Origin of the sequence: Salipaludibacillus aurantiacus, from assembly GCF_900111295.1 — a bacterium.
GTDB classification, from domain to species: domain Bacteria; phylum Bacillota; class Bacilli; order Bacillales; family Salisediminibacteriaceae; genus Salipaludibacillus; species Salipaludibacillus aurantiacus.
Window position 1 is genome coordinate 93,314 of record NZ_FOGT01000006.1, and the last position, 17,881, is coordinate 111,194.

General features: G+C 45.9%; 15 protein-coding genes and 2 riboswitches. Of the genes, 7 read left to right on the top strand and 8 right to left on the bottom strand.

Going from position 1 to position 17,881, the window contains the following annotated elements:
- The first annotated feature begins 264 nt into the window (after window positions 1-264).
- Window positions 265-2,814: a penicillin acylase family protein gene (locus BMW59_RS09175; protein ID WP_177174257.1), complete on the top strand. Its 2,550-nt coding sequence runs from the start codon at window positions 265-267 to the stop codon at window positions 2,812-2,814.
- A gap of 174 nt (window positions 2,815-2,988) precedes the next feature.
- Here BMW59_RS09175 and BMW59_RS09180 read toward each other — a convergent pair whose 3' ends face one another.
- The 6 genes from BMW59_RS09180 to BMW59_RS09205 all read right to left on the bottom strand — a co-directional run bounded on the left by BMW59_RS09180 (window position 2,989) and on the right by BMW59_RS09205 (window position 11,827).
- Window positions 2,989-3,594, bottom strand: a complete 606-nt coding sequence (locus tag BMW59_RS09180) for a DNA-3-methyladenine glycosylase (protein WP_093050645.1) — start codon at window positions 3,592-3,594, stop codon at window positions 2,989-2,991.
- A gap of 132 nt (window positions 3,595-3,726) precedes the next feature.
- Window positions 3,727-5,040 carry an NCS2 family permease gene (locus tag BMW59_RS09185; RefSeq protein WP_093050648.1) on the bottom strand — a complete coding sequence of 438 codons (1,314 nt, stop codon included), beginning with the start codon at window positions 5,038-5,040 and terminating at the stop codon, window positions 3,727-3,729.
- Between the two features lie 168 nt (window positions 5,041-5,208).
- Window positions 5,209-5,310, bottom strand: a riboswitch (purine riboswitch).
- A gap of 125 nt (window positions 5,311-5,435) precedes the next feature.
- Complete coding sequence (gene guaA, locus BMW59_RS09190) at window positions 5,436-6,974, bottom strand: glutamine-hydrolyzing GMP synthase (RefSeq protein WP_093050651.1); 1,539 nt, start codon at window positions 6,972-6,974, stop codon at window positions 5,436-5,438.
- 124 nt (window positions 6,975-7,098) lie between these two features.
- A riboswitch (purine riboswitch) is annotated at window positions 7,099-7,200 on the bottom strand.
- Between the two features lie 112 nt (window positions 7,201-7,312).
- On the bottom strand, window positions 7,313-9,583 hold the full coding sequence (locus BMW59_RS09195) for a DUF4129 domain-containing transglutaminase family protein (RefSeq protein WP_093050654.1): 2,271 nt from the start codon (window positions 9,581-9,583) through the stop codon (window positions 7,313-7,315).
- A 10-nt stretch (window positions 9,584-9,593) separates the two neighbouring features.
- Window positions 9,594-10,856, bottom strand: a complete 1,263-nt coding sequence (locus BMW59_RS09200; RefSeq protein WP_093050657.1) for a DUF58 domain-containing protein — start codon at window positions 10,854-10,856, stop codon at window positions 9,594-9,596.
- Complete coding sequence (locus BMW59_RS09205; RefSeq protein WP_245733027.1) at window positions 10,853-11,827, bottom strand: AAA family ATPase; 975 nt, start codon at window positions 11,825-11,827, stop codon at window positions 10,853-10,855. The genes BMW59_RS09200 and BMW59_RS09205 overlap by 4 nt, the downstream gene beginning before the upstream one ends.
- 201 nt (window positions 11,828-12,028) lie before the next feature.
- Here BMW59_RS09205 and BMW59_RS09210 point away from each other — a divergent pair, with 201 nt between their 5' ends.
- On the top strand, window positions 12,029-12,787 hold the full coding sequence (locus BMW59_RS09210) for a class I SAM-dependent methyltransferase (RefSeq protein WP_093050660.1): 759 nt from the start codon (window positions 12,029-12,031) through the stop codon (window positions 12,785-12,787).
- A 139-nt stretch (window positions 12,788-12,926) separates the two neighbouring features.
- Here BMW59_RS09210 and BMW59_RS09215 read toward each other — a convergent pair whose 3' ends face one another.
- Window positions 12,927-13,217, bottom strand: coding sequence for a hypothetical protein (locus BMW59_RS09215; RefSeq protein ID WP_093050663.1), 291 nt, complete (start codon window positions 13,215-13,217; stop codon window positions 12,927-12,929).
- Window positions 13,218-13,366: 149 nt separating this feature from the next.
- Entirely contained in the window at window positions 13,367-14,008 is a 642-nt protein-coding gene (locus tag BMW59_RS09220; RefSeq protein ID WP_093050665.1) for a nitroreductase family protein, read from the bottom strand.
- A 205-nt stretch (window positions 14,009-14,213) separates the two neighbouring features.
- Between BMW59_RS09220 and BMW59_RS09225 the strand changes: the two genes are divergently transcribed.
- The 5 genes from BMW59_RS09225 to BMW59_RS09245 all read left to right on the top strand — a co-directional run bounded on the left by BMW59_RS09225 (window position 14,214) and on the right by BMW59_RS09245 (window position 17,844).
- The gene (locus tag BMW59_RS09225) at window positions 14,214-14,417 is read left to right on the top strand and encodes a DUF1657 domain-containing protein (protein ID WP_093050668.1); all 204 of its coding nucleotides are present in this window, start codon (window positions 14,214-14,216) and stop codon (window positions 14,415-14,417) included.
- A 143-nt stretch (window positions 14,418-14,560) separates the two neighbouring features.
- A complete protein-coding gene (gene spoVAD, locus BMW59_RS09230) occupies window positions 14,561-15,571 on the top strand; it encodes a stage V sporulation protein AD (protein WP_093050671.1) in 1,011 nt (336 codons plus the stop codon).
- Between the two features lie 56 nt (window positions 15,572-15,627).
- Window positions 15,628-15,834, top strand: a complete 207-nt coding sequence (locus tag BMW59_RS09235) for a DUF1657 domain-containing protein (RefSeq protein WP_093050674.1) — start codon at window positions 15,628-15,630, stop codon at window positions 15,832-15,834.
- 11 nt (window positions 15,835-15,845) lie between these two features.
- Entirely contained in the window at window positions 15,846-16,709 is an 864-nt protein-coding gene (locus BMW59_RS09240) for a DUF421 domain-containing protein (protein ID WP_245733029.1), read from the top strand.
- A 250-nt stretch (window positions 16,710-16,959) separates the two neighbouring features.
- On the top strand, window positions 16,960-17,844 hold the full coding sequence (locus tag BMW59_RS09245; protein WP_093050677.1) for an alpha/beta fold hydrolase: 885 nt from the start codon (window positions 16,960-16,962) through the stop codon (window positions 17,842-17,844).
- Window positions 17,845-17,881: the final 37 nt, after the last annotated feature.

Consider the following 17,881-nt stretch of genomic DNA (forward strand, 5'->3'; position numbering starts at 1 on the left):
CGCTGTGTTTTCTTTACCCAAGGGCTTGTCTTCAACTAACTTCCCCGAAGGAGTCCTTCGGCGAAGTGGATTTTCAGACTGCGCTTATCCTCCGGGTGTCCTCGCCTTCGTTCAACGGCAAAGTTGTTTTTATAGTGAAGAACAGAGTTTTTTATTGCAGGTTGGCTCATTAGGGAATACATGCCTTTGCTTTTTTGCCCGAGGGCTTATCTTAATTTATAAGATTAACAAAGCTTTACAGAAAGTTGAACAGGGGGGATTCTAGTGAAGACAGAACCAATAACATGGGAAGGAAAAACACGATTTTTCCATAAAAAAAGAGTCAAGGTGATCACAGGTATTATTGTGGCACTGGCTGTACTGATCGTTACAGGTTTAGTGTTTGCCCAGTGGTTTATATCAAAAAGCCTTCCGGATCTTGATGGAGCTGTTGTGCGGGCACCCGTGTCGGCTGAAGTGGAAGTCATCAGGGACGACAGGGGCGTGGCGCAAATTAAAGCTGGGAAAATGGAAGATTTATTTTTTACCCAAGGGTATGTGATGGCCCAGGACCGTCTTTTTCAAATGGATATGACACGCCGTCTGGCCGGCGGACGGTTAGCTGAAGTTGTCGGGGAAGCGGCTCTCGACAGTGATAAATTCTTCCGTACATACGGGATGCACCGCTCTGCCGATGGCCTGATCGCTGAGTTCAACAGTGAGACGGCGGCAATGGTGGAAGCCTTCGCTTCAGGAGTTACTGCTTATATCAATAAGGCATTTGAAAATAATGAACAGCCGCTCGAGTTCCGTATACTAGACTATATACCGGAACCTTGGACAGCGGAAGACACGGCAATAGCTGTTAAGTATATGGGATACACCCTTACAGGGAATTTTCGCCAGGAGCTTGAGAACTATCAGCTCGTTAAAATGTTTGGTGAAGAGGCCGTACATCTTTTTCCCGAATACCATATTAACGACGATTTCCCTGTTATTGACGGGGAAAGCGGAGGTTCAGCCCGGAAAAATCAAATAGACCCTGCCCTCTCGGCTTATTTAAACTCCTTTCAGACCAATGAACCGGTGTTTAAGGCTGAAGGCTTTAATAAAATCACAGCGTTTGCTCCTGATGAGTGGAACGGGAGCAACAACTGGGCAATCAGCGGTGAGTATACAGACTCGGGTTATCCTCTTATCGCTGATGACCCTCATTTAGGGCTTGCCATTCCAAGTGTCTGGTATCAGACACACCTGGAACTGGAAGATGACTTTCATTCCATTGGCGTAACGGTTCCGGGCATCCCTGGAGTTGTGCTTGGACATAACGGCCATGTCAGCTGGGGTGTGACCTCGCTGTCAGCAGATTATGAGGATATCTTTCTTGAACAGGTCAATCCTGAAAATCCAAATGAGTACTTGTTTGACGGCGAATGGGAGGAAGCTGAACTGATTGAGGAAGAGATTTATATTGACGGAAAGGACCGCCCTTATATTCACAGGGTCGAACTTACCCGGAACGGGCCGGTCATGAATAAAGTCACTGAAGATGGCCCGTATCAGGCTTTTTCTTTGCGCTGGAGCGGGATGGAGCCAGGAGAGGAACTTAACGGCATTCTCCGGGTGAACCGGTCAACGGACGCCAATGAATTTATGAATGGCCTGGACGGGTTTGTCACCCCTGGTTTAAGCTGGGTATTTGCAGACACCGATGGGAATATCGGTTTCCGCGGACAGGCGCTCATACCTGTCAGGCCACAGTCTGACGGCCGTTTTCCAGTCCCAGGCTGGGACCCTGACTATCAGTGGGACGGCTTTATTCCAGCTGAAGACCTTCCGGAAATCATGAACCCCGACAGCGGTTATATAGTTACCGCAAACAATAAGCCGGCAGGAGAAGATTACGGATATAATATTGGGCGAAGCTTCTATCCCTACAGAGCAGTAAGACTGACCGAAATAATTGAGGAACAGCTGGCTTCCGGAAGCCCCTTCACCCTTGAGGATATGGGAAAAATGCAGTCGGATTTTAAAAATACGCAGGCACGTGACCTTCTTCCATTGCTTGTGGAAGCCGTAGAAACCTGGGATCCCTCCTCCCATCCTGCAGAAAGTCTGGAAGGGGAAGAACTGGATCCGCTCAGCGAGACCGAACTTGAAACACTGGAACTATTAAATGACTGGGATTTCATTGAAAGAACAGACAGCCCGGAGGCTCTTGTCTGGCAATTGTGGTACTCTTCTTTGCCCCAACATCTCTTTGACCGTTATCTGGATATAGAGCTGTCTAACAGCCTGACAATCCACCGGGTGATTACGGAAGCAGCACAGCATGAAAACAGTCTCTTATTCGGCTTTTTAGAAGAGGACTGGCACATCCCGTTTCCTAAAGCTGCGCGGGAAACTTTTTACGAAGCTGTAGAGATGGCTAAAGACCTGCAGGGAAACCAGCCTGGCAGCTGGGCTTGGGGGGAGCGGCATCAGCTCGAATTTGATCATCCTTTAGGGTCTGTCTGGCCGCTCCAATTGTTATTTAACCTCGGCTCCTGGGAGACAGGCGGAAGCGGTGCTACGCCTGGGGCGATGGGCTATGACACGGAAACCGGCATCACCAACCATGCTGCCGGATGGCGGTTCATAGGCGACCTTTCTTCAGTAAATGGTTTCTTCGACGTGATGGTTCCCGGCCAGTCAGGCCAGTGGCGCTCGCCCCATTACGATGATCAAATTGATACATGGGTAGAAGGCGGATACTACCCGATGATTTATGATAAAGCAGAAAGAAATGATATGAACAGGGTGGTCTTTATCCCTGAAGAGGCCGGTACTGAGTGATTTTTTAAGGGGGGATTCAGGGACAGGTGCCGGCTGATTTCCAGCCATACACCTCCTTCCCGGCCCCCCCTCACAAAAAGTATTAATTTCAGGCCGCCAGGTGGACGCTTGCCTAGGGGCTTGTCTTCAGCTAAATTCAACTCAGCCTGCAGCTTCGTTGAATTGGATCTTCAATCAGTCGATCCCTTTTCGGAAACGGGATACGAACGGATTCCCTGCTTCCCAGAACCTCCAGAGGTACTCTCTTGCTTCCCCGCTGTTATCTATGCCGATCCTTGGGCCTGTTTTAATTTCCTCGGCCGCCCTGCCTTCTGCGATGTACAAAGGCGGCTCATGGAGCGGACGTCCATAATCCGCTTTTACAATGCCTAACGCTTTTGTCAGTTTTCCCGGCCCATTAGTCAAATCCACAGTTCTCCGGGCTTTTGGCCGCCGCCGGTGCATGAGTTCAAGTCCTTCTACTGGTTCTACCGCTCTGATTAAAACAGCTTCCGGATTTAAATCGCCTCCGCTTACCACATTTACAAGACAATGCGTATGCATTACATAAGTATAGGTAAAACCGGACGGCCCGAACATAACTTCTGTTCTTGCTGTTCTCCGGTTCCCGAAACTGTGCGCCGCCCTGTCACCTGGTCCTTTATAAGCTTCTGTTTCTACAATTTTCCCCGCGGCTGTTCCTTCTTCTGTTTCTTTTATAAGTATTTTTCCGAGCAGATTTCTGGCCAGCTCCAATGTTGGCTGGTCGAAAAACTCAGGTTTAATCTTTTCCCACGACATCTTTTACACTCCTTCGGGGCTCTGTTTCAATATATTATTCTTTCCCTTTTCAGTCCGGGAGAATAAACATCAGCTTTTAAGCTAAATAAACGAAATGCCGCGCTTCTTTGAAAAGAAGACACGGCACTTTAATTACTCACCTAAATAAACAAAGTATAATATGAAAACGATAAACAGGACGTACATAATCGGGTGGACTTCTTTCGCCCGGCCTTTACAGACCATCGTGATCGGATACATTAAGAAACCGAGGGCAATTCCTGTCGCAATGCTGTAAGTTAAAGGCATGGCGATCACTGTGAAAAATGCAGGAACGGCAATCTCAAATTTTTTCCAGTCGATATTTGCTAATGCTCCTGCCATTAACACGCCGACTACGACAAGAGCCGGAGCAGTTACCGATGCTGTTACGACGACGAGAAGCGGCGAAAAGAGCAGCGCAATCAGGAAGAGCACCCCTGTGACGATTGAAGCGAAACCTGTACGCGCGCCTGCTGCAATGCCTGACGTCGACTCAATATAGGCTGTAGTGGTAGAAGTACCCAGCACAGCTCCTATTGAAGTTGCAGATGAATCAGCCAGCAGGGCACGCTGTGCACGAGGCAGTTTATTGTCCTTCACGAATCCTGCCTGGTTCGCCACTGCAAACAGTGTTCCGGCTGTATCAAAGAAGTCAACAAACAAGAACGTCAAAATAACAATAATTAATTGGAGGGTAAAAATCTCGCCAAGGCCCATTTCCCCAAATGGCGCAAATGCTGCCCCAAACGTTGGAGCGAGACTTGGAACGGCTCCGATAACCTGGGAAGGAACAGGAATCACGTTAAACAGCATACCTGCAACAGCAGTCAGGACCATCCCGTAAAAAATTCCGCCTTTAAGGCCAAGACTCATTAAGACAACAGTAATAATAATCCCGAAGACAGCCAGCAGTGTAGCCGGCGCTCCTAAATCACCAATTTCAACGAGAGTAGCTTCGGACATCACAATAATTTCCGCATTCTGCAGACCAATAAAGGCAATAAACAAACCAATCCCGGCTCCTGCCGCGTACTTCAGCTCTGCCGGTATAGCATTAATAATAAATTCACGAATCCCTACTACAGTAATAATAATAAAAATAATACCTGACATAAATACACCTAGCAGCGCTGTTTCCCAAGGAATACCCATTCCTAATACGACAGAATAAGTAAAGAAAGCATTCAGCCCCATACCCGGAGCAAGCGCAATCGGGTAACGGGCGACAATTCCCATGATCATGGTCCCGAGGGCAGCAGCTAACGCGGTGGCCACATAAACAGCCCCTTCATCCATTCGGGCCCCAGCCAGAATCGACGGGTTCACAAAGAGAATATACGCCATTGCAAGGAAGGTTGTGACTCCCCCCATGATCTCGCGGTTATAATTAGTCCCTAACTCATCAAAACGAAAATAACGCTCCATCTCTTTAAACTCCCTTTCAAAGTAAATTCCAATAAATGGGGGGTCTGACCCCCTAAACAAAAAAGCTCTGGTTCCCCAAAACTGGGAACCAGAGCTTAACGTTTCACATACGAGACGACGGTGCAGGATAAACCGCAGAAAAGAAACTTTTCATGCTGGTCTGAAACTAATCCTGCCTTCATCGTTCGTAGTCGAGCTATTTACGGCAGCTCGGTAGAAACTGTCGGGCCCTATCCCCGAAATTATACGAACATTCGACATATCTTTTTCACAGGAATTAGTTTAGCAACCTATCAATCTATTGTCAAGTGAAACACGAATGTTAATTTTAACTTACAAAATTTTATTCGGTTTTTCCGAAAAGCGCCTGCCTGACGTTCCTGATACGAGTGTTCTTACTCCCACTCGATTGTGCTTGGCGGCTTAGAAGTAATATCATACACTACGCGGTTGACGTGTTTAACTTCATTCACAATACGGGTCGAAATCACTTCAAGCACATCATAAGGGATGCGGGCCCAGTCAGATGTCATCCCGTCAATAGAGGTTACAGCACGTATGCCGACGGTGTAATCATACGTCCGTTCATCTCCCATGACACCCACACTTCTCATGTCAGGAAGAGCGGTGAAATACTGCCAGATTTCACGGTCGAGGCCTGCTTTTTTAATTTCATCGCGAAGGATGGCGTCTGATTCACGAACAATTTCAAGTTTCTCATCCGTAATTTCCCCAAGAACGCGAATACCAAGGCCTGGACCCGGGAACGGCTGGCGCCACACGATCTCGTCCGGCAGTCCCAGCTCGGCACCTACTTCACGGACTTCGTCTTTAAATAGTGTATTTAAAGGCTCAATTAAATCCAGTTTCATATTTTCAGGCAGTCCGCCTACATTATGGTGAGATTTAATTGTCTGAGCTGTATCGGTTCCACTTTCAATAATATCGGTATAAAGCGTTCCCTGAGCAAGAAAATCCACATCAGTCAGCTTGCCGGACTCTTCTTCAAACACGTAAATAAATTCGTTGCCGATAATTTTACGTTTTTGTTCAGGATCTTTGACTCCCTGCAGTTTAGTCAAGAATCTTTCCTGCGCGTCAATCTTAACGACGTTCATATCAAAGCCTTCGGTGAATGTTTCCATTACGCTGTCAGCTTCATTTTTTCTGAGCAGGCCATGGTCAATAAACATGCAGATCAGCTGATCGCCGATCGCTTTATGGATGAGTGCAGCTACGACTGAGGAGTCCACCCCGCCGCTCAAGGCACAAAGAACTTTCCGGTCGCCTACTGCCTGACGGACTTTATCTACTTCCATGTCAATGAAATTCTCCATTGACCAGTTGCCTTCACACTGGCACACCGTATATATAAAGTTTCTGAGCATCTCATTCCCATACTCGGAGTTACGCACTTCCGGATGGAACTGCACGCCGTACAACCCGCGGCTCTCGTCGCTCATTGAAGCCACCGGGCAAGAAATGTTCGTTGCGTCAACCGTAAATCCGGCAGGCGGCGCCTTAACCAGGTCACCATGGCTCATCCATACTGATTGCTCTTTAGGAAGATCCCCGAATAGTTTTGAGTCATTTTGAATGGCAATATTGGCTTTCCCGTACTCCCGGTGGTTAGCCGCTTCAACAGACCCTTCAAAATGATGGGTCATCAGCTGCATCCCGTAACAAATACCGAGAACCGGAATTCCAAGGTCAAAAATCTCTTCATCACAGCGAGGTGCGCCTTCAGCATACACACTGCCCGGTCCGCCTGAAAAAATGATTCCTTTTGGATTAATTTCTTTGACTTCTTCAGCCGTAATTTTATGGGATACTAATTCGCTGAAAACACCTAAATCTCTGATACGGCGGGTAATTAACTGATTATACTGGCCGCCAAAATCAAGTACGATTACTTTCTCCTTAATCTCATTCATTTCTTTAACCCCTCTTCTTTTATTAAAACTAACGCGCTGTAAAATTTAAAAGAGCCAAACTACAAAAAAAACCGGATAAACGGCCTCGTATAAAAATATACGAAGGCAGAATTTCCAGTTTACATACAAGAAAATCCACCTTCATAGTCAGGCCGTTTAAGGCAGCCCGGTAGAGACTCTTGAGCCGTATTCTCAAGGATATATGAGGCTGAATAGCTATATAATAGTTTTATATATCCGCACACCGGAACCGGCACTTCTGTCGCCGGCCCCTGATTTGGCATTACAGGTGCACTGTGTTAAATACTGATTTATTTTATCAATTGGTTGCAGCCGGGTCAAGAGTTCAGAGATTTTACCAGCTCTTCCCACTCTGTCTGCAGTGCTTCCCACTCCCCGTCAGGTTCATAGCCGCCATAATATACCTTTTCATACAATTTAGTGAGTTTCATCATGGCCTGCGAGCTTAACACGAGATCCACACGTTTAGCATATTCTCTTAATGTCTCGCCCTCCCCGCGCGGCAGTCCTTCATTTTCCAAAATCCATAATAACCGCCGGTAAGCCGTAGAGAAGCGCTTATCCTGGCCAAGCAGCTTGTAATGAATCAGAAAATAATAGTTTTGCAAACGACTTTGTTTCTGGTAGAGAACCATTAAAAAAACGAGAGACAGAATGGATATAAACAAAGTTCTCGGTGTAAACATTTCCGCCAGACCCGGGCCGCCTCCGCCGGTGCTTCCTTCACTGCCGGCAGCTTCAAAATCGTCTGCGCCCTCTTCCAATTCAGGAATCAGATCATCCCGGTCCTGGTCAGGCTGCTCAAAGTCCTCCCCGTTTTCTTCGTCCAAATCAATGTCAATATCTACTTCCTCTTCTGCAAACTCCGCATAGTTGTCAAAACCCTGAGTTGGTTCAAACGGTACCCAGCCCACTTCAGGAAAATAAACTTCCACCCAGGAGTGGGCGTTGCCATTAGCCACTTCATAGACAGATCTGCCATCTTCCAGTTCTTCAATCTCTTCTCCGGAAGTAAAGCCCTTAACCCAACGGGCAGGAATATCCAGTGTGCGAAGCAGCACAGCCATAGACGTGGAGTAGTTATCACAGTAGCCGACCTGGGTTTCAAACAGGAACTGGTCCACATAGTCTTCATCCTCTTCAGGCATCGGGACGTCCTGAGTCTGATACGTAAACCCGCTTTCGGAAAAATACTGTTCAACCGCCTTCACTTTATCATACCGGTTCTCTTCGTCTTCAACTATTTCCTCAGCCAGGTCTGCCACACGTTCAGGCAGTTCCTCAGGCAGCTGGAGGTATAGGTCCTGGATCTCTTGAGGGTCATTTTCTGAAACAGTTCTCATCGTCCCAATTGGAAAAGCAGGATCCTCATAGGCAAGATCATAAGCAGTAAGAGTGATTTCATTTCCCTCAGGAGTCTCAGCCATCACCCTCCCGCCGACCGGATCGGTCATAAACGTAAGCGGCTCGCGTGCCCCTTCATTATCATCCACATAAAAAGATAAGTTATCCAGGCTTATGCTTTGCACCTGTCCGGGATAAAAGAAATGGGAAAATCCGACGCCCTCTTTCATTTCAATAGAGACTTGCCTTTCTTCTGTTTCGGTCAAACTTTCGTATTTAGTATAACCTAAGTCGTCCCCGCCAACTTCCTCGTACACCGGATCAGACACCCAGCCGTGCCCGGTGTACTCGTGCTTTGATTCGCCCCTCCAATAAGAAGCATCGTCCACTTCGGCTGTAAACACCGGATTATCATCCTGAATAAATCCGCCTCCGAGTCGCTCATCATTTTCTCCATAACCGACCCGCTTCAGTCCCGAACCCGATCCGCTTCCTTCACCTAAAACCATTCCGCGCATCGCCGGAACAGGGTCACTCCACTGGGGATCCGGTTTTGGCGCAGCCATGCCTACACCTGTTGCTGCTAAAATCATAAAAATTAAAGTGTACATCCATGCAGGTGAAAAGAATGAGGCTGTACGCCTTCCTATTGCCCGTTCTTCATCCTGGATTTTAAGCATATGAAGAAGGGTAAGAATGAAAAATCCAATAATCACAATCCTGATAATTGCCGCAGAGGCTTCTACCGGCGTAAATGTATCCAAAACTGTAATGTAAACAACTGTCGACAGAAGAAAAAAGAAAATTTTCCTTGTCTGGAATACTGAAAAGTACAGTAGATAGCAGACCAGAGCCAGCAGTAAAAACAGTAAAAAGGTTCGGAAAGGATCTGTGAGCCCGGCAAATTCACCTGAAAAAATCAGGGTCGTGTTATACCAGGCCTCTCCGGAAAACAGCTTGACAGTTTGCCATCCGCCTTCCCTGCTTAAAAAGCTTCCCTCATAGAAAAGAATATGCAGGCCGTAAATACTTCCAGCTAATAAAGCAGGGATGATAAGCCAGTACGGGACTCTTAAATAAATCAGTATGGCGCTGAAAAAAGCAAACCAGACGAATATATGAATATCTGCGGTATGAGTAATAACCGGTATGGGCCTTAACCATTCCCACAGCAGTAAAAAGGTTAATATATATATAAACAAGTGTGTGACAGAGCCGGCTGGCTTTGAATTAATTTTAGCCATTTAATCACCTTCATTCGTTCGCTGCCATTTCCTCATCCAGACTGCCTTCTGACAGAAGGTACGCTTCTGCTCCAATACGGCGGAGTTCTTCGAAACGCCTGCTCTCCCAGGCATCTGACTGTCCCTCTTTGGCCATAAGGCCAAAATACACCTGGATCCGTCTGGAAATAAGAATTTTGACGCGATTTAATATATCATCCGTCAGCTCTGCAGATACAATAATTACCGAGGCTCCGCCTGGAATCTGGCTTTCAGCCTGGTTTAAATGAGCTGCAAAGTTCGAATGCTGTTCAGCCTGGATTTGGGAGAGGTGGGTCACCATCTTTTTCTGATGGTCGCCTCCTGCATCCAAATCAAACATGCGGCTGTTTTTCCCTAATGTCCATAAACCGACTTGAAGACGTTTTTTGTAAGCATACATAATTATAGAAGTCACTAACTCAATTCCCTTTTCATAAGCCTCCAGTGTTGCAAACCTGTTGTCGGGAATATTGTTATTAAAAACTAACAGAAAATTTTGCCCTATATAATCTTCAAATTCTTTCGTCATTAACTTATTAGACCTGGCGGTTACTTTCCAGTCAATACTGGTCAGTTTGTCGCCGGGCACATATTCCCGTGCACCTGCGATAGATGTAAGGTCTTCAACAAAATCCTGTGAAGAAAGAGCAGATTCAGACTCATCCTTCTCATATGCGCTCCACCGCTCAATATGGCGGTAGTCCGGATAAACAAGAAGATCATTTTCAACAGGAATGAACTTTCTTTTTTTAAACAGACCGAACATATCACTTGTCGACAAATGCACCCCAAAAAAATGATACTTGCCGCGTTTTAATTCCGGCACACTGTAGTTAAATGTTAATTCTTTTTTAACAGTCGGGTAAAAAATGATTTTAGAGGCATGGGGCGGCAGCTGCTTTTTCAAAGTTTCTTCCATCTCATCCTCTAAAGCTAAATATAAAAAAGGAAACGGCCATTTTCGCCTGACCGTAACATTCACTGTAAGTTCCGAACCTGAGGCCAGCGCGCCTTCGCCCGTATCACGTGTCACTTCAAAAGATCCTAAAGGAATTAGCGCATATAAGAGCATAAGTACAACAAGCGTGGTGATCGTGTAAAATAAAAACCAGCTGACGAAGCCGCCCTGAAACATGGCGTAGCTGAATATAGCTGCAAACAGGCCGACAACAAACAGGCTTTTGGAAATAAGCTTCATCCAGGACCAGACGCGGCTCGAACGTATCCGGGCCAAGCGGCTTCCTAATTTCATCGGACACTCTCTTTCCCGGCCGGGATGTGGACTTGCTGTATGACTTCGTGAATCACCCGCTCGTTTGTTGTATCCGACAGTTTGGCATCCGAATTCAAAAGGATCCTGTGCTGTAACGCATACGGGGCCAAATATTTAATATCATCCGGAACGACAAATTCCCTGTCCTGCATAAAAGCGTAGGCTTGTCCAGCCTTCATTAAGGCGATGGAAGCACGGGGGCTCCCGCCAAGATAGACGGCATGATGCTGTCTCGTCGCGTTGACAATATTAATAATATATTCTTTGACTTTTTCGTTGACAAAAACCTTTTTCACGTCTTTTTTCATATCTATGATGTCTTCAAGGGTTAATACAGGAGTAACCTCTTCAATCGGATGCCTTTTCTCTACCCTGTTCAGCACTTCCAGCTCCTCAGATTTAGACGGGTAGCCAATTTTAAATTTAAAAAGAAACCGGTCGAGCTGTGCTTCGGGAAGAGGATAGGTTCCGCCGTATTCAATCGGGTTCTGTGTCGCCATAACCATAAAGGGGTCCTGCAGCTCCCGTGTCTCGCCATCAGTCGTTACGCTGCCCTCTTCCAATGCTTCCAGGAGGGCTGCTTGTGTTTTGGGCGACGTCCGGTTGATTTCGTCTGCTAAAACAATATTAGACATGACCGGGCCAGGCCTGAAGTGAAATTCCATTGTTTTCTGGCTGAACACGGATACGCCTGTGACATCGGACGGCAGCAAGTCAGGTGTAAACTGGATCCGTTTATAATCGGCGCCTACTGATTTCGCCAACGCACGGACCATCATCGTCTTGCCAACACCCGGCACGTCTTCCAACAGCACATGGCCTCCGCTTAACAAAGCAATCAGACTTAATTCAATCTCACGCTTCTTGCCTACGACAACTTTCTCAATGTTTTCTATTAATCTATGAACAAGTGGATGTGTCACCACTGATGGTTCCTGTCTGTTTCTCACTTGATTGACCCCCTTGAGTATTTTGGAAGATTCAAACAATTTAAAGTACTGAATTGATAGAATGACCTGCGTCTATGATATCACGAACACCCGTAAATTTCGCAGTTTTTAACTTGAATTTTTCAGCAGAGGAGGAATAAAGTTGCAGAAGCAAGGCAGGCGGTTTAACCTGTTTATAATGTATTTTACAGGAGGGGTCATATGAGCCATTGGAAAGCATATGAAGAGTTAGCCTGGACAGAGTTTATTATTTCATCACTAGACGATTACGAAGAAGAAGCGTCAGCGATTATTCAGTCTTTGGATATAAAAACCGGGGCGGATACAGGCTCTTTCAAACCGGATTTGCTCCATTTCGGCTGCGGCGCGGGCGGCCACGACTATTATTTTAAACAGGCTTTCGATGTCACCGGTGTTGATATTAGTCACGGCATGTTACAGAACGCCCAAAAAATCAATCCGGAAGTGACCTACCTTTATGGAGATATGAGATCAGTGACTATCGGGAAGTCTTTTGATGCTGTCGTTTTTCCTGAATCACTTATGTATATGACCACAGTTGATGACATTAGGCAGGCTTTGCAAAATGCAGCTGCTCACTTAAAGCCGCATGGAAAAATACTCGTCACCGTTCATACAAAAGAAGAGTTTCAGCCTCATAATTTTGCTTATGCAGGCGAAAAAGACGGCGTTCATGTCACGCTTTTTGAAAATAATTATATTGTATCTGAGACTGCATACGAAGCCGCCATGGTCTATCTCATTAGAAATAAAAAAGGTCTTGAGATCCACCATGATGTTCATACCGTTGGGCTATTTCCGTATGGGGTATGGACCGGTTTGTTCAGTAAACTGAATTTGGACTTTAAGGAATGGCATATGGCTCATCTGTACGATAGAAATATCCTTGATGAAGGAGACTATCCGCAAACCTATTTTGTCTGTACGAAAAAGGAATAGTTGGGGGTTATTTAGCACAAAGGCGGGGTCCAGCAGGGCGTAAAGCATAAAAAAATCCCGGCCCTGAGTCTGCGGACGGGACGGTCTTTTATGGAGACTGTTCCGGGGACGCAGTCAGCGCCGGGATTTCTGTCTATTTTTAAAGACCCTGTTTCATTTGATGGTGGGGATGGTGATGGTGCCCTTTAGGTGTACGCTGCTGGCTGAGCGTCTCTTCCTGCTCTACAGGAATATGGCCGATGTCCTTCTCTGATTCAACGATCACCAGGTAATCCCCCTGTTTGAAATGCTTTGTAAAGAATTTAGCGTCCTCATCATCCCGATGAATAATCTGGATATCCTCTTCCTTCACACCTTTTATTTCAAGCTCTCTTAAAACGGCTTCTTTCTGGTCAAGCGACTTCATAATAGCCACGACTTGCTTATCCATACATTCCACCTCCTATGAGGATTTTACTGTGCCTTTATTAAGTACCCCGTTTACATAAGCCGCAAACAAATTTACAGTAACTGGGGGGTCTGACCCCCCAGTTATTTACAAAACCCCGCAGGCACGAGTGCCAGCGGGGTTAATATAAATTAAAATGAATTTCTGACTGTCATTTTTTCGAGCGGAAAGCGGTCTGACTGGTGTGCAGGTTTTGCTGCTTTACCTATTGTTAACAGCATAACCGGGACGTAACGCTCCGGTACGTTAAATTCTTCAACAAACCGCTCACGCTGGAACCCTCCCATCGGGCATGTATCATACCCTTTCGCTTTTGCAGCGAGCATTAGCTGCATAGAGGCAAGCGAAGCGTTTAATACAGCTTCATCCCTTGGGAAAGGTGTGTCTCCTTTATAGGCGCCATTAATTTGCCCGACTAGCGTGTTTTTCACGTCTTCACTCATGAATCCGTTATCTACTGCTCCTTGATAAACCTCTTCAGCGTTTTCATTTGCTTTCAAATCCCCAAGCACCGCGATCACCGCAGAACTTTCCACTACTTGCTGCTGGTTATACGCAATCGGAAGAAGCTGTTCTTTTTTTTCCTTATCATCGATGATAAGGAACTTCCAGTGCTGAAGGTTCCATGAAGAAGGCGCTTGGGCCGCCGCCTCAAGAATCTCATTTAATTCCTCATCAGGAATTTTAACCCCTGTTTCATATTTTCTGACCGAATGGCGTTCCTGAATTGTTTGAAATAACCCTAAATCCTGAGGGTGTGTTGTTGTACTCATCTCTAAACCACTCCTTATCCATTTTCCCATAGAGAATTATACCAGTATCGCTGGAGCCGGCTCAAAAAATATGCTTGAGGCCGAACCGCACCCTTCTTTTAAATTCCGTATTTTAACAACTATAACAATTAATAAATAGATGCTTTTTAAACCATTCTATTTACCGAAGGTCTGTTTCACTAAAAATGATCAGGAGGAATGACATATGACAGTAGCAGCAAAAATGAAGCAAACAGTCGCTGGTTTAAAGAGTGCTCAGGCGAGCCTGGAGACATTTGCCCTTGAAACTGAAAATCAGCAGGCTAAACAGCTTTTCCAACAGCTGGCCCAGCAAACACAAGGTGTTGTTGACGGCCTTGAGCCCCGCCTGCAGGAAATTCAACAAGAAGAACCTCAATACAGGCAGTAAACACAGAGGCACGGATCAGCTGAACCGTCGTGGTCTGTGCCACTTTTACATAGCGTAGAGCTATAAAAGCGTTTAGCACTTATGCGTATTTTTCCCCGTGTTTATAAAAATACTAAATTTATTCAGGTCAGGAGGGATGTTTTATGTTAAAAGGGCATCAGACGTGGGAGTTTGAAAATCAGCCGGTCATTCTGTCTACCGGAACAGTCGGTGGACCTTTTGAAGCAAAAGGGCTTCTTGCCGATGACTTTGACTTATTGCATGAAGACCTTTGGCTGCAACAGGACTCTTATGAAAAAGCACAGAAAGTCCTGCTTGAAGAATCAATCACACGCGCGATCGAAAAAGCCGGGTTACAAAATGAGGATATTCATTTCATGCTTACAGGAGACTTAATCAATCAAATTACACCTTCAAGTTTCGCAGGCAGAACACTTGCGATCCCTTACCTTGGATTATTCGGAGCCTGTTCCACGTCCATGGAAGGACTTGCACTTGCTGCAATGACCGTTAATACCAAACACGCCAAGTATATTGTTGCAGCCGCATCGAGCCATAATGCGGCCACAGAAAAACAGTTCAGATATCCGACAGAATACGGCAGCCAAAAACCTCCGACCGCTCAATGGACAGTGACCGCTTCAGGAGCAGCGGTCGTAGCGGATTCCGGAGACGGGCCAATTGTCACGTCCGCTACAATTGGAAAAGTAATTGATATGGGGTTATCCGACCCGTTTAATATGGGGGCGGCAATGGCGCCGGCAGCCCTTGATACCATAGTGGCCCATTTCCGGGACAGAAGGCTTGAACCTGACCACTACGATCTCATCGCAACGGGAGACTTAGGGAAAATCGGGATGCCAATCTTAAAAGACCTTCTGAAAGAAAGAGATTTAAATATCCCTGAAGAAACCCTTCAGGATTGCGGACTTATGATTTACCGGGAAGGCCAGCCGGTTCAGGCAGGCGCCAGCGGTTCTGGCTGCTCTGCTGCAGTCACATACGGACATCTGCTTAACCAAATGAAAAAAGGTGAACTAAAGAAAATACTGGTTGTAGCTACAGGGGCTCTTCTGTCGCCAATGTCCTACCAGCAGAAAGAAACCATCCCATGCATCGCCCACGCCGTATCAATCGAAGCAGGCAAACACTAAGTGGAAGAAACTGGGGGGTCTGACCCCCCAGCAATACCCAGCAAGGAGGTGGAGGAATGTCAGTTGGCAGCCAGGTACAAGGGACACTCGTTTCGTTGCAGTCTATTGAAGCAACGTTATTGACGCTTGCTGCGAAAAGTTCAGACGATGAGACGAAGGAAACTTTCCTTAAAAGCGCTGAAAGAACAAAAGCTGTACTAAATGAAGTTCAGAAGAGAAAAATGCAGATTGAAAATGAAGAACCTCAATACCAACAAGAATAGGGGGGAGCAGTATGATGGAACAGTGGGTGGAAGTGGCCCTGAGAAGTCTTGCAGGGTTCGTTATTTTATTAGTTATTTCGAGAGTTTTTGTACGAAAACCAATTGGAGAGTCTTCTCCTTTTGAATTCAGCCTTGTGGGGATTGTCGCTATTATTATTGCCCTTGGATCTTTCCAGCTGGCTCTCCCAGTCAGAATTCCGCTGACTGCTCTGGCGGTCTGGGGAATTTTAATCCTCGGAGCCTCTTTACTGAACGTGAAAAGCGCTGCCTTTCGTTCTTTTGTTACAGGCGACGGGATACCAATCATCAAAGATGGAAAAATCCTCGAAGATAATATGAAAAAACAGCGACTCACCACAGATGAGCTGCTGAAAAAACTTCGTTCAAAAGATGTCTTTCAATATGCAGATGTGGAATTTGCCGTACTTGAAGGCAATGGCGAATTAAATATTCTCACGAAAAAAGAACAGCAGCCGATTACACCAAAAGTATTAAACAAAACTGTCGCGCCTATTAAAGAGCCTGAAACTGTCGTAATGGATGGTAAAATCCTTGATGAACCTTTAGCGACGAGAGGCCTTAGCCGGGACTGGCTCCATACAGAACTAGCTAAAATGAATGCAAATCTGAATAATGTCTTTCTTGCTCAAGTTGATGAATACGGGCAGCTGTCCATTGATTTGTACGATGATATAGTTCAGGTGCCGCAGCCTGTCGAACTGCCTTTACTGGGAGCAAGCATAAAAAAAGTCCAGGCAGACCTTGCGTTGTATGCCCTTGATACAGAAAACCCTGAAGCCAAAAAAATGTATAAGTGGTGCGCTAAGCAAATGGACGAGGTAGACGAACTTTTATCTCCATACACCAGTCAATAACACCAGGTTTCTGCCCAGCGCAAATCCTGGGAAAACGACCATATTCTTAAATGCAAAATTAAATTAATTAGTTAAACAAATAATTTGAATCTTCTCAAATCAGTGGTACCATATTTTGTATATATTGATCTTTGAGGAGGTTTTTTCTTTGGCTCAAAACGAACATAATTTTTAACCTTGCTGCTGCCGCGGCCCTCCAGAATTTTGCTTTTTTCTACTGGAAAAACCTAATTAACTGGAGGGATCACACTTGAAAATCAACGGAAAAGAAATTTACACAGAACAATTTGGCACAGAAAACGATCACGCTATTCTCTATCTTCACGGGGGCCCTGGAGAAAGCTGTTTTGATTTTGCCCAGCATCAGGGACAGAGGCTTGGCCGTGACTTTCATGTCGTTATGCTTGACCAGCGGGGCGTTTGCCGTTCTGAAGTTATTCAAGACAACGAGCCATTTGGTTTAATGGATATCGTTGCGGACTGGGAAGAAATCAGACAGGCCCTCCGCATTTCCAAATGGTCAGTCATCGGCCACTCATTCGGAGGCTACTTAGCTCTGCTCTACAGCTGGCATTATCCGAATGCGGTAAATAAGGTGATCTTTGAAGGGCCTACGTTTGACTTTGCCGTCACAAGCCGGGCTCTCCTTACAAAAACCGCCACGCTCGCCCTGAAATACGGAAAAGAGGAACTGGCCCAGCAGTGCTTGGTCCTTCGTGATTCCCAGGCAGAACCAATTAAATTAACAGAAGGCTATATGGCCTTAAGCCATGGCCTTGAGGACAGCCGAATGGAGATTTACCGTTACAACTCTGAAAACCCTACAGATACTTCAAAGTATTCAGAGGCTGAATGGGAACACTTTTACGATCGTTCCGAAATTCATTACAACCGGCTTCGTCGTGAAGGAAGAATTTTCGAGCCGTTGTTTGATAAACTGTCAGGTATTTCCGTTCCTATGCTGATGATCAACGGACTTCATGATCCGGTAGCCTGTGATGTTCACCGCCACTTCTTTTTACAAAAAGCTGAAAAAGGCCGGATCATCACTTTCACCAGCAGCGGCCATACTCCCCATTACGAAGAACCAGACCGGTTCGCAGAAGAAGTACGTAAGTTTCTTTTAGAAAAATAGTTTCAAAAAACGCCCTTCAAGAGGGCGTTTTTCAATA